The sequence below is a fragment of the Bhargavaea cecembensis genome, from assembly GCF_000826125.2.
Lineage (GTDB): Bacteria > Bacillota > Bacilli > Bacillales_A > Planococcaceae > Bhargavaea > Bhargavaea cecembensis_B.
In genome coordinates this window covers 1,775,014-1,788,252 of the sequence record NZ_LN651373.1, presented here as the reverse complement: position 1 = coordinate 1,788,252, position 13,239 = coordinate 1,775,014, and the positions used below count along the sequence as shown (strand labels likewise).

Genomic DNA, 13,239 nt, shown 5'->3' with positions numbered 1-13,239 from the left:
AGACACAAACAATGGCTGAACAAACTGCCGTACAGGAAAAGAATACGGCGAAGAAGACAGTCCGTTTTGACATCCAGCGTCAGGACCGTCCGGATTCGAAGCCGTATTGGGAATCATTCGAGGTGGAATACCGCCCGAATATGAACGTCATCTCGGCACTCATGGAAATCCGGCGTAATCCGGTCAATACCGACGGCAAAAAGACGACTCCGATCAACTGGGAAATGAACTGTCTCGAGGAAGTGTGCGGTGCCTGCTCGATGGTCATCAACGGCCGTCCGCGCCAGGCCTGCACGGCATTGATCGATAACCTTTCACAGCCGGTCAAACTCGAGCCGATGCGCACATTCCCTGTTGTCCGTGATCTCATCGTTGACCGGGAAGTCATGTTCGACTCGCTCAAGCGGGTCAAAGCATGGATTCCGATCGACGGCACGTATGACCTCGGCGAAGGTCCGCGCATGCCTGAACGCAAACGCCAATGGGCTTACGAGCTCTCGAAGTGCATGACGTGCGGCGTCTGCCTCGAAGCTTGCCCGAACGTCAACGACAAGACCAACTTCATCGGCCCTGCACTGATTTCGCAGGTCCGCCTGTTCAACACGCACCCGACAGGCGCCATGAACAAAGACGAACGTCTGGATGCGCTCCTTCAGGACGGCGGTCTCCAGGAATGCGGAAACTCGCAGAACTGTGTAGTCGCCTGCCCGAAAGGCATTCCGCTCACAACGTCGATTGCCGCAATGAACCGCTCGGCAACGATCCATTCGTTCAAAAACTTCTTCGGCAGTGACCACCTGGTCGACTGATCGAAAAGCCCAAAACCCGCCCGCAGCCGGCATACCCGGCCCGGACGGGTTTTTTGCATTTTCGGCACAATATCTTCAAATCCGTATGACCAATAGTAAATCCGTTCTCTAATTGCAAAACTGTGTTTCTATATAAGTTGAGATAATTAACTTCATTCCGTCGATTTCCGTTGCAGGCGGACGCTTTCCGTGGGCACGGCTTCAGCCGGCGCCAATACGGAGGTTGGCGTCTGCGTCCAAAAGCGAAGCGTTGGACAGCACATGCGGGGTCTTCAGCTCGCGCTGTTCCCACTGGAGTCGCCGCCTTCCACTCCAATCGGCCAGGATAATGAATGCACAGAATATAATTCAACTTATATAATTGCAAATTCCTGATTCTAATTGCAAATCGGATCCTGTAATTGCAAATTTGTGATTCTAATTGCAAATCGGATCTTCTAATTGCAAATTCGTGATTCTAATTGCAAATCCGGTCCTCTAATTGCAAATTCCTGCTTCTAATTGCAAATCGGCTCCTCTAATTGCAAATTCCATATTCTAATTGCAAACCTATCTTCCAAATTGCCTCATCCTCAATCCAAACCGCATTCCTGCACAACGATTGCAAGGTTTTGGGACGGGCCCCGAGGTTTTCGGCGCACACTCCAATCGATTCTTGCGGATTTCCTTCCGTTCCATTGAATATTCTGCTATCATTGAAAATGAATGACCGTTCAGTCGGTGGAATGGGGGATAAGGATGAGAGTACAATATATAGAGGACTTCGATGCATGGAAAGAGGGATTCCGGTTTTCCACGCCGGTGACCGTCCGTTTTTCTGAAACGGATATGTACGGGCATCTGAACAATACAGTGAACTTCACTTATTTCGAGCATGCCCGGATTGAATTTTTCAAGCACATCGGACTGGTGAATGACTGGCTCAATCCTGACCAGGAACATATCCCGGTTGTCGCGGATCTGCAATGTGATTATCTGAAACAAGTGTTTTTTGATGAGACGATTCATCTTCATGTGAAAGCCGCGAAAGTCGGCGGTTCTTCCGTTGACCTGCATTATCTTGCAACAGACGGGGACGGCGATGCCGTGTTCACCGGCCGCGGGACGATCGTCAAGATCAACCGGAAGACCGGAAAGCCGTCACCATGGACGGAAGCCGACCGCCTTGCCTTCAATCCGGCCGGTACGCCTGCACGCTAAGAGACGGCGCACCCTCAAGCCGGGAGCCGAAAGTTTTCCTCTCATCTGAATGCCGGCCGGGCGAAAGCCCTCACCCGCCGGGCCTTTTCATCATACGCTGTGATGAAGAGTTGAGGGGAGGGGCGCTAAGTGGCGGATGAGCTGCATCATCGTTCATTGCTGACGAAAAGGGAGAGGGAGATCTTCCAGCTGCTCGTGAAGGACAAGACGACAAAAGAGATCGCCGCCGGGTTGGGAATCAGCGAAAAGACGGTCCGGAACCATATCTCGAACACCATCCAGAAGTTAGGGGTATCCGGGCGCGCTCAGGCGATCGTCGAGCTTCTTCGGCTGTCGGAACTCTCGCTTGACTAAAAGCCCCTTGCCATTCCGGTGGAAACGCGTCACAATATAGACATGCAATCGGTTTCGGGGAGTGGTGAGATGATGGCTGGTTCCAACAGAGAACATGGGCAGCACAATCCGGATGAAATCGCATTCCTGGAAAAAGAGCTGCGTCATATATCCGCGCTGATCAAGCAGAGCGGACGGGAGATTCTCGACAACTATCCGATCACGCCGCCCCAGTTCGTGGCCCTTCAATGGCTGCTCGAACACGGGGACATGACGATCGGGGACCTGTCGAACAAGATGTATCTTGCCTTCTCGACGACAACCGACCTTGTCGACCGGATGGAGAAAAATCGGCTGGTCAAGAGAGTTCGGGATGATCAGGACCGCAGGGTCGTCCGGATCCACCTTCTGGAGGACGGGGAGCGGATCATCGAAGAAGTGATCGAAAAACGGCGGTATGATCTCCAGGAAGTGCTTTCGGATTTTTCACCGGAGGAAGTGGTGAATCTTTCGTCGATGCTGACGAAACTGCAGGAAGGCATGCAGGAAGGCAGACGGAAGCGGAAGCAGCAAAAAGGTAAGTGAATCCGTTGATCATGACCCGGGGGCCGGAAAGTGCCTCCGGGTTTTGGATTTTCCCGAACAGGCAATCATACGGAGGAGCGACAAGGAGGAGACGAAAAATGAAGGAAGTTATCATTGCGACGAAAAACAAAGGCAAGGCGAAGGACTTTGAAACCCTGCTGGCACCGTACGGCGTCCGGGTGCTCACGCTCCACGACGTGGCGGAGGATCTGGATGTGGAAGAGACGGGCACCACATTCAGGGAAAACGCGCGTCTGAAGGCGGAAACGGTGGCGGAACGGCTCGGCAAGATGGTCATCGCGGACGACAGCGGCCTGGCCGTCGATGCGCTCGGCGGCCGGCCGGGGGTCTATTCGGCGCGATTCAGCGGACCGGATGCGACCGACGGGAAGAATATCGAAAAGCTACTTGAAGAACTCGCCGATGTGCCCGACGAGGAACGCACCGCCCGGTTCATCTGTGTGCTGGCAGTGTCCGGACCGGGGAGAGAGACCCATTACTATGAAGGTTCGTGTGAAGGCAGGATCATGCGCACACCTTCCGGCGACAACGGATTCGGCTATGACCCCGTGTTTTACGTCCCGAACGAAGAGCGGACGATGGCCCAGCTCACTCCGGAGGAAAAAGCCGCGGTCTCGCACCGGGGAGCCGCCATCCGCCAGCTGGAAGAAGAGGCGGGGACCCTCTTCGGGGAGGAAGGCTGATGGACTGGAAAATCGCCGTCCTGAGCGATACGCATGGCGACCGGGAAGTCATCCGCTGTTTCAGGGAGGCCGAGAAAGGCGCGGACTTGCTGATCCACTGCGGGGACAGTGAGTTCCAGTCCGGTGACCCGGCGCTCTCCGGCTTCGCGGCGGTCCAGGGGAACTGCGATCCGCCGGGGGCCTTTCCCGAGCACCGGATGCTGGAAGCCGGGGATCTCCGGATTTTGGCCGTCCATGGACATATTCAAGGTGTGAAGAGCGGAATGCTCGGTCTCCGGTACGAGGCGGCCGAACGGGACGCCGACCTGGTCCTCTTCGGCCACACCCACCGGTTCGGGGCAGTAGAGGATGCCGGCACGCTGTTCGTCAATCCGGGCAGTGCCGCCAAGCCCTGGCCCGGAAACCCGCCGACCTATGCGGTGATCGAAAAAGAGGGGGATCAAGTCACCGTCCGGTTCAAGAAGCCGGACGGCACGGAAGCGGCTGCGCAGGAATTCATTAATTTCCCCGGGCGGCGTTGACTTTCAAGTTCCGTCATCCTATAATAGTTTTTGTCTTGTGCAACTTTCAGGTTGCCGCTTGTCCCAGTAGCTCAGCAGGATAGAGCAACAGCCTTCTAAGCTGTCGGTCGCAGGTTCGAATCCTGCCTGGGACGTACCTGCGCCTTTCCAACGGCTCCTGGCCGAGGAAAGGCGTTTTTTATTTTTGGCTGTCTTCGTGCCTTTATTTTCCCGTTGGATGCGGGAACCGAAAGGAAATGCGTATTTCAAACACGCCTCCGGCTATGCTATGATGTAAAGACAAGAGGTGGAAGGGGTGGCATCGTTGCGCAGAAAGAAAAGAAATCTTCGAAAGCGGGGCAATGTCATCTTTCTGCCGGGATCCTTTGAACGCCTGTATGCGGAAGGGATGCGCCTCGTGAACGAGGAACGCTTTGCCGAAGCGGTTCCTGTCCTCCATCAGGCACTCCGGCATGAGCCGGCCAATCCGAGGCTCCTCGGCGCCTTGTCCGTCTGTCTTTATGAGATGAGGGAATACCCGGAGGCGAAGGAAGCGACTTCCCGCTACCTGCAGGCGGGGCCGGCCAAATATGTCGAGGCGATGGAGATGTACTTGTCGATCTGCATCCAGCTCCGGGAATACGAGGAGGTGGAGGAGACGATCTCCGCACTTCTTGACGAGGGGGCCATCCCGCCGGAAAGACGGGAGAAATTCATTTACCTGAGAGGGCTGAACCGGCGCCTGCAGGACCGGGATGATGAGCCGGAAGAAGAACCGGAGAGCGAGCCGCCGGCGATCGTCGACTTCCTTTCCCTGCCGGAAGTGGAGCAGCATGATCTCCTGTCGGCCATCCCGGACGCGGGGCTGCACAGCTGGACGGATTTTCTCGTCGGACTGGCCGGCAGGCAGGAAGCTCCGCCGATGGTGATCACCTATGCGCTGATCCTGCTTTCTGCGGCAGGGTACAGAAAACCGGTCACCGTCAGGAAGCTGGGCCTTTCCGGTGAATTCATCCCGAACGGCCTGCCGGGACCCGAACAGATGGAAAAGACCGCCGAAGTGGAGCGGCTCCTGATCGACCGGTTCTCTAAGGATCCGTCGAAGGAACAGATCGCCGTCCAGCTGCTCAGGACCTATCGTTTCACGGCTTATCCGTTCGAGTGGCCGGGACAGCCGGCGGAGGAAGTGGCGGATGCCTATCATACATATATCGAAAGCCTGTTCGATGGCACGGATGCGGGTGCCCATCCGGTGATCGACCTCATCAATCGCATCGAGCTCGCCCACAACAGCCGGCAGTTATGAAATTGTTGAAACTGCGCACATCTGTGCTATACTGAAAAAGTTGTCAAACAAGTGAACACGAACGCTACCGTGCGAATGATCATGTCTGGAGGTTTTTAATATGACAGTGAATTGGGAAAAACAAGAGGGCAACCAGGGAATCCTGACTGTAGAAGTGCCCGCAGAGAAAGTGAACGAAGGCATCGACAAGGCGTTCAAGAAAGTCGTCAAGCAAGTGAACGTTCCGGGCTTCCGCAAAGGCAAAGTACCGCGCAAAATGTTCGAGCAGATGTTCGGCGTCGAGTCCCTTTACCAGGATGCAGTCGACGAGATCCTTCCGGAAGCGTACTCCAATGCAATCGACGAAGCCGGCATTGACCCGGTCGACCGTCCGGATATCGAGATCGAACAGATCGAACAGGGCCAGCCGCTCATCTTCAAGGCGACCGTAACCGTGAAGCCTGAAGTGAAACTCGGCGATTACAAAGGTCTTGAAGTCGAACGCCAGGACACGGACGTAACCGATGAAGAAATCGAGGAACAGCTGAACGACCGCCGCCAGGCCAATGTCGAGTTCATCATCAAAGAGGACGAGCCGGCAGAGAAAGGCGACACGGTCGTCATCGATTTCGAAGGCTTCACGGACGGCGAGGCCTTCGAAGGCGGCAAAGCGGAAGGCTACGAGCTCGAACTCGGCTCCGACAGCTTTATCCCAGGATTCGAAGAACAGCTCGTCGGCATCAAAACCGGCGAATCGAAAGACGTCGAACTGACTTTCCCTGAAGAGTACCATGCAGCGGAACTCGCAGGAAAGCCGGCGACATTCAAAGTGACGGTCCACGAAGTGAAGTCGCCTGAGCTGCCGGAACTTGACGACGAGTTCGCCAAGGAACTGGACAGCGAAGTCGAAACACTCGACGAGCTCCGCAGCAAGCTGAAAGAACAGACAGCCACGGAGAAGAAAGAAGCCGCTGAAATGGCGCTCCGCGACGAGCTCGTTGAAACCGTCGCGAAAAACTCCGAGATCGAACTTCCGGAAGTGATGATTGAATCGGAAGTCGACCGCATGGTTCAGGAATTCGGCCAGCGCCTTCAGCAGCAGGGCATGACGCTTGACCTGTACTTCCAGCTCTCCGGCCAGGACGAGGCGGCGCTCCGTGCGCAAATGCAGGAAGATGCAGAAATGCGCGTCCGCGTATCGCTTGTTCTTGAAGCCATCGCCAATGCAGAGAACATCGACGTGTCGGAAGACGATGTCCAGGAAGAACTGAAGACGATGTCCGAGCAGTTCGGCATGGAACCTGAGCAGATCAAATCGGTGCTCGGCGGGACAGAAATGCTCGAGAACGACATCCGCTTCAAAAAGACGATCGAATTCCTCGTCGACAACGCAAGCGTAAACGAATAATTCATCTCCATAGCAAGGCAAATAAGGCGCCGGGACATCCAGCGCCTTATTTTATACATATAATAGATTGATTTCCGGTACAATAGAGGAAAGCTTGTCCTCAGGCAGGGAGAGGACGAATTATTTGCCATCATATAGGCAATCTTGTAAGATTGTCACTTGATAAGGGGTGAACCATTTTGTTTAAATTCAACGATGAAAATGAAAACCTGAACTGCTCCTTCTGCGGCAAACCTCAGGAACAGGTACGCAAGCTGGTAGCCGGACCGGGTGTATATATTTGTGATGAATGCATAGAGCTCTGCTCGGAAATCGTCGAGGAAGAAGTCGGGACCGAAGAAGGTTTCGAGCTGAAAGACGTTCCGAAGCCCCGGGATATCCAGGGGATCCTGGATGAGTACGTCATCGGCCAGGACCGGGCCAAAAAGTCCCTCTCCGTCGCCGTCTACAACCACTATAAGCGCGTGAACTCCGAAAGCAAGATCGACGATGTGGAATTGGCCAAGTCCAATATTGTCCTGATCGGGCCTACCGGGAGCGGGAAGACCCTCCTCGCCCAGACGCTTGCGCGCATTCTGGACGTTCCATTCGCGATGGCGGATGCCACATCTCTCACGGAAGCCGGCTACGTCGGTGAAGACGTCGAGAACATCCTCCTGAAACTCATCCAGGCGGCCGACTATGACGTCGATCGCGCGGAAAAAGGCATCATCTACATTGATGAGATCGACAAAGTGGCGCGGAAATCCGAAAACCCGTCGATCACCCGTGATGTTTCCGGCGAAGGCGTCCAGCAGGCGCTCCTGAAGATCCTGGAAGGCACGGTTGCAAGCGTACCGCCGCAGGGCGGCCGCAAGCATCCTCATCAGGAATTCATCCAGATCGACACGACAAATGTGCTCTTCATCGTCGGCGGTGCGTTCGACGGCATTGAAGACATCATCAAGCGCCGGATCGGCAAGAAAGTCATCGGCTTCGGGGCAGAACCGAACGAGAAGAAAGTCATGGAAGAATCCCTTCTTTCGAAACTCATTCCGGAAGATCTGCTTCGTTTCGGGCTCATTCCCGAATTCATCGGCCGGCTGCCGGTCCTTGCGAGCCTCGAACCGCTCGATGAGGATACGCTCGTCCAGATTCTGACGGCGCCGAAAAACGCCATCGTCAAGCAATATCAAAAAATGCTCGAACTGGACGGCGTCCGCCTCACGTTTGAAGATGACGCCCTGCATGCCATTGCAGCCGAAGCGATCGAGCGGAAGACGGGGGCGCGCGGCCTCCGGTCCATCATCGAGAATATCATGCTGGATGTCATGTACGACCTTCCATCAAGGGAAGACGTCGTTGACTGCATCATCACGAAAGAGTCTGTCACCGATGAAAAACATCCGATCCTGCTCGACAAGGACGGAAAACCGGTGAACGATGATCCGAACAGCGAAAAAACATCGGCTTGATCCAAAAGGAAGAGCCGGCATCCGCCCAGCCGCCGGACGGCGAGGCGCGGACGCCGGCTTTTTTCGCAACCGGGGATGTTTAAACGATCCCCAAACGGACATGAATACATGGAGGTGACTCCGGATATGCCGACAACAAATCGAAACGAGATCCCATTCCTGCCGCTCAGGGGAATGCTGGTCTTTCCAAAAATGGTGCTCCATATTGACGTCGGCCGGGAGCGGTCGATGGCAGCCCTTGAACAGTCTCTCCTCGAGGACAGCCTCGTCTTCCTCGGAAACCAGCGGGACATCGCCGTCGAACGTCCGGAACTGGACGACTTGTATGAAATCGGCACGATTGCAGAGGTCAAACAGACGGTCAAACTGCCGAACGGGACGATGCGCGTCCTGATCGAAGGAACGGACCGGGCCCGCCTGACCCGGCTGCATGAAGGCGAAAAGTACGATACGGCCGATATCGAGATCCTGGACGCAACGACCGAGAAGGATATCGAGCACGAGGCACTCATGCGCTCGCTGCTGGACCAGTTCAAGAAATACTCAAAACTGTCCAAGAAAGTGACCGCCGAGACATTCGAATCGGTCTCCGATATCTCGGAGCCGGGCCGGCTGGCGGATATGGTTGCAGCAAACCTGCCGCTGAAAGTGGCCGGAAAGCAGGAAGTCCTCGAACAGCTCGACGTGAAAGAACGGCTTGAATGGCTAATCAGCCGGTTGCTCAATGAGCAGGAAGTGCTCGGGCTGGAACAGAAGATCAACCAGCGGGTCAAGGAAGCGATGGAGCGGACGCAGAAAGAGTTCTACCTGCGCGAACAGATGAAGGCCATCCAGACCGAACTCGGAGACGCCGACGGCAAAGGCGGGGAAGTGGCCGAGCTGCGCGAACAGATCCTTGAAGCGGACATGCCGCATCATGTTCTCGCCGCCGCACTGCGTGAACTCGACCGGTACGAGCGGCTCCCGGCCGCCGCGGCCGAAAGCGGCGTCATCCGCAGCTATATCGACTGGCTGCTGGTGCTCCCGTGGAAGGAAGCGACGGAAGACCGGCTTGATCTGAACCGGGCCGAACGCATCCTTGAACGGGACCATGACGGCCTCGAGTCGGTGAAGGAACGGGTGCTTGAATACCTCGCCGTCCGCCAGATGACGAACTCGCTCCGCGGGCCGATCCTCTGCCTCGCCGGACCGCCGGGCGTCGGAAAGACGTCGCTTGCCCGGTCCGTCGCAGAATCGCTCGGACGCAAATTCGTCCGCATCTCCCTCGGCGGAGTGAGGGACGAATCGGAAATCAGAGGGCACCGCAGGACCTATGTCGGGGCGATGCCCGGCCGGATCATCCAGGGGATGAGGAAGGCCGGTACGATCAACCCGGTGTTCCTTCTTGACGAAGTGGACAAGATGTCCAACGATTTCCGGGGAGATCCGTCCTCGGCGATGCTCGAAGTGCTCGACCCGGAACAGAATCACGATTTCAGCGATCATTACATCGAAGAGCCGTATGACTTGTCGAATGTGCTGTTCATCGCGACGGCGAATGACTTGAGCCAGATTCCGGGACCGCTCCGCGACCGGATGGAAATCATTTCGATCGCCGGGTACACCGAGCTTGAGAAACAGGCGATCGCCCGGAACCACCTGTATCCGAAACAGCTGGAGGAACACGGCTTGACGAAGAACCAGCTGCGGATCACCGACGAAGCGATCCTTCACATCATCCGCTATTATACGAGGGAGGCGGGCGTCCGTTCCCTTGAGCGGCAGATCGCCGCGATCGCCCGAAAAGCAGTGAAGCGGATCGTCTCCGGCAAAAGCAAGCGGGTCACGGTCAATCCGGCGACAGTGGAAGACATGCTCGGAAAACCGAAATTCCGGTACGGCATGGCCGAACGGGAAAACCAGATCGGCGTGGCGACCGGTCTCGCCTACACGACGGTCGGCGGAGACACGCTGCAGATCGAAGTGGCGCTGTCCGCCGGAAAAGGGAAGCTGATTCTCACCGGGAAGCTCGGCGACGTCATGAAGGAGTCCGCCCAGACGGCCCTTTCCTACGTGCGCTCGCATGCGAAGGAACTCGGGATCGAACCGGACTTCATCGACGAAACCGACATCCATATCCACGTGCCCGAAGGCGCCGTCCCGAAAGACGGGCCGTCCGCAGGCATCACGATCGCCACGGCGCTCGTATCGGCATTGACGAAAAAGCCGGTCCGGCGAGAAGTCGGCATGACCGGTGAAATCACGCTCCGCGGCCGGGTTCTCCCGATCGGCGGATTGAAAGAAAAGACGCTGAGCGCACATCGTGCGGGTTTGACGACGATCATCATCCCGGCAGACAACGAGCGGGACATCGACGACATTCCGGACAGCGTCCGTGAAGACCTGACCTTCCATCTTGTCCACACGGCCGACGAAGTACTCGCACTGGCGCTCAAGGAGGAACAAGCATGAAGGTAAATCAGGCAGAAATCACGATCAGCGCCGTAAAGCCGGAACAGTACCCGGAAGACGGCTATCCGGAGTTTGCGCTGGCCGGCCGGTCAAACGTCGGAAAATCGTCGTTCATCAATAAGATGATCGGCCGAAAAAGTCTGGCGAGGACATCGTCCAAGCCGGGGAAAACCCAGACGCTGAACTTCTATAAAATCGAAGAACAACTCTTCTTCGTCGACGTGCCGGGCTACGGGTATGCGAAAGTATCCCGGTCCGAGCGGGAAGCATGGGGAAGGATGATCGAGCAATACTTGACGGGCCGCGAACCGTTGCGGGCCGTCATCCAGCTCGTCGACCTCCGGCATCCGCCGAGCGAGGATGACATCCTCATGCACGATTTTCTGAGGCACTACAACCTGCCGATCATCATCGTGGCCACAAAAGCGGACAAAATCTCAAGGGCCCGGCTTCCGAAACACCGGAAGATCATCAAAGAAGCCCTCGACCTCGCTCCATCCGACCCGCTCATCTTGTTCTCCTCCGAGACTGGACAAGGCAAAGAAGAAGCATGGGCCGAAATCGAAAAACGAATGTAAAGAAAGGACAGGCTGCCCCGGCAGCCTGTCCTGTTTTTATGGGGAGAGGTTTTCTCGGATGGCGATTAGTGGCCGCGAAAACCCCCTCATCGGAAAAGCAGCCGCGAAAAGGATCAATGCGGCCGCGAAACCCCCAAATGCGGCCGCGAAAATCCCCGCTTCGGAAAAGCGGCCGCGAAAAGGGTCAATGCGGCCGCGAAAACGCCTATCGCGGCCGTGAAACCCCGGCAGCGGGCAAGCAGCCGGAAAAACCTCCCCCCCACAATCACAAATCGATCGAACAGCCGAAAAAACACCACCGCCCCTGTGCTCCCCGCACCGCGAATCACCCTTTTCTCCCAGGTTATCCGGCAGTCCGCGAGGGTAATCTGAAGGCACGGGCAATTGCATTGATTTCAAGAAAGTTCTTTGGTATATTCAATTAGAATAATTATAAAGAAGAAGCGGCCGGCGGAGCCCTGGTTTCATTGCCTGTTCACAATTGGCAGGAATGGCGCGGGCTCAACCGTGTTATAATAGAAGCCGTGAATCAGAACGTGAGAGGCGTGACAACCTTATGTATACGATTGTCGTCGGAGTGAACTACCGCACGGCGCCTGTTGAGTTGAGGGAGAAGCTGAGCTTCCATGAATCCGAGCTGCCCTCCGCCATGCAGGCACTCCAACAAGAAAAGAGCATCCTCGAGAACGTCATCGTGTCCACATGCAACCGGACCGAGCTGTACGTCGTCGGTGACCAGCTCCATACGGCACGCTATTATGTGAAGCGGTTCCTCGCCCGGTGGTTCAAAATCCCGCTTGAGGAACTGGAGCCGTACCTCATCATCGAGGAGCAGGACCAGGCTATGGAGCATCTGTTCCGCGTCGCGGCCGGCATCGATTCGATGGTCCTCGGCGAAACCCAGATCCTCGGCCAGGTGAGGACGAGTTTCCTGCTGGCGCAGGAGAACGGCACGAGCGGCACCGTGTTCAATGAGCTCTTCAAGAGGGCGATCACCACAGCGAAGCGGGCGCATGCCGATACGGATATCGGCGGCAACGCGGTTTCGGTTTCCTATGCGGCCGTCGAGCTCGGCAAGAAGATCTTCGGAACGCTCGAGAAAAAGCATGTCGTGATCCTCGGGGCGGGCAAGATGGGCGAACTGGCCATCAAGAACCTGCACGGGAGCGGCGCAGGCAAGGTGACTGTTTTAAACCGTACGTTCAGCAAGGCACAGGCGATGGCAGAGGAGTTCAACGGGACGGCGAAGCCGATGGACGAACTGCAGTGCACGCTGCTGGAGGCCGATATTCTCATCAGTTCGACGGGAGCGAAAGACTACGTGATCGACCTGGAACTGATGCAGTTTGTCGAAAAGCTCCGGAAAGGGAAGCCGTTGTTCATGGTGGACATCGCGGTTCCCCGCGATCTGGATCCGAGGATCGGCGACCTGCCGAATGTCTTCCTCTATGACATCGACGACCTGCAGGGGATCGTGGAAGCGAACTTGGCCGAACGCCGGCGCGCGGCGGATGAGATCATGGGCATGATCGCTTCGGAACTGGACGCCTTCAATGATTGGGTGGCCACGCTCGGCGTGGTGCCGGTCATTTCCGCACTCCGGAAAAAGGCGCTCGCCATCCAGGCGGAAACGATGGACAGCATTCTGAACAAGATTCCCGACCTTGATGACCGGGAGAGGAAAGTCCTCAGCAAGCACACGAAATCCATCATTAATCAGATGCTGAAAGAGCCGATCCTCCAGGCGAAGGAAATTGCCGGTTCGCCGAATGCCGCACGCGAGCTTGAACTGTTCCAGAAGATTTTCGGCATTGAAGAGGCGGTCGCCGACGAGAAGGCGAATGCCGCGGAGAGGGAACGGGAAAAGCGCCGGGCCGGCGCAGTTCCCGGACCGCTTGAGCCGTCTGCCGCACATTGAGTCTTTACCGGGGC

At 56.4% G+C, this 13,239-nt stretch carries 12 protein-coding genes and 1 tRNA gene; all 13 read left to right on the top strand.

Features of this window, described 5'->3' with window-relative positions; all coding sequences use genetic code 11:
* Positions 1-11 precede the first annotated feature (11 nt).
* Positions 12-809 (top strand): succinate dehydrogenase iron-sulfur subunit, encoded by a 798-nt coding sequence (sdhB, locus tag BN1189_RS14325; RefSeq protein ID WP_040228986.1) that lies wholly within the window; start codon positions 12-14, stop codon positions 807-809.
* Positions 810-1,547: 738 nt separating this feature from the next.
* Entirely contained in the window at positions 1,548-2,009 is a 462-nt protein-coding gene (locus tag BN1189_RS14320) for an acyl-CoA thioesterase (protein WP_040228985.1), read from the top strand.
* A gap of 129 nt (positions 2,010-2,138) precedes the next feature.
* Positions 2,139-2,363, top strand: coding sequence for a helix-turn-helix domain-containing protein (locus tag BN1189_RS14315; protein WP_040228984.1), 225 nt, complete (start codon positions 2,139-2,141; stop codon positions 2,361-2,363).
* A 72-nt stretch (positions 2,364-2,435) separates the two neighbouring features.
* Positions 2,436-2,927 carry a MarR family winged helix-turn-helix transcriptional regulator gene (locus BN1189_RS14310; protein WP_098049703.1) on the top strand — a complete coding sequence of 164 codons (492 nt, stop codon included), beginning with the start codon at positions 2,436-2,438 and terminating at the stop codon, positions 2,925-2,927.
* Between the two features lie 98 nt (positions 2,928-3,025).
* A complete protein-coding gene (locus BN1189_RS14305) occupies positions 3,026-3,631 on the top strand; it encodes an XTP/dITP diphosphatase (protein WP_040228983.1) in 606 nt (201 codons plus the stop codon).
* The gene (locus tag BN1189_RS14300; RefSeq protein ID WP_052455890.1) at positions 3,631-4,152 is read left to right on the top strand and encodes a metallophosphoesterase; all 522 of its coding nucleotides are present in this window, start codon (positions 3,631-3,633) and stop codon (positions 4,150-4,152) included. Before BN1189_RS14305 ends, BN1189_RS14300 begins: the two co-directional genes overlap by 1 nt.
* A gap of 60 nt (positions 4,153-4,212) precedes the next feature.
* Positions 4,213-4,286 (top strand) — tRNA-Arg (locus BN1189_RS14295).
* A gap of 170 nt (positions 4,287-4,456) precedes the next feature.
* Positions 4,457-5,437, top strand: a complete 981-nt coding sequence (locus BN1189_RS14290; RefSeq protein ID WP_040228982.1) for a tetratricopeptide repeat protein — start codon at positions 4,457-4,459, stop codon at positions 5,435-5,437.
* Positions 5,438-5,537: 100 nt separating this feature from the next.
* Positions 5,538-6,824: a trigger factor gene (gene tig, locus BN1189_RS14285; protein WP_040228981.1), complete on the top strand. Its 1,287-nt coding sequence runs from the start codon at positions 5,538-5,540 to the stop codon at positions 6,822-6,824.
* Between the two features lie 179 nt (positions 6,825-7,003).
* The gene (clpX, locus tag BN1189_RS14280) at positions 7,004-8,278 is read left to right on the top strand and encodes an ATP-dependent protease ATP-binding subunit ClpX (protein ID WP_040228980.1); all 1,275 of its coding nucleotides are present in this window, start codon (positions 7,004-7,006) and stop codon (positions 8,276-8,278) included.
* A 126-nt stretch (positions 8,279-8,404) separates the two neighbouring features.
* Positions 8,405-10,729, top strand: a complete 2,325-nt coding sequence (gene lon, locus BN1189_RS14275) for an endopeptidase La (RefSeq protein ID WP_040228979.1) — start codon at positions 8,405-8,407, stop codon at positions 10,727-10,729.
* The gene (yihA, locus tag BN1189_RS14270) at positions 10,726-11,307 is read left to right on the top strand and encodes a ribosome biogenesis GTP-binding protein YihA/YsxC (RefSeq protein WP_040228978.1); all 582 of its coding nucleotides are present in this window, start codon (positions 10,726-10,728) and stop codon (positions 11,305-11,307) included. Before lon ends, yihA begins: the two co-directional genes overlap by 4 nt.
* Positions 11,308-11,863: 556 nt before the next feature.
* Positions 11,864-13,225 carry a glutamyl-tRNA reductase gene (gene hemA, locus BN1189_RS14265; RefSeq protein WP_040228977.1) on the top strand — a complete coding sequence of 454 codons (1,362 nt, stop codon included), beginning with the start codon at positions 11,864-11,866 and terminating at the stop codon, positions 13,223-13,225.
* Positions 13,226-13,239: the final 14 nt, after the last annotated feature.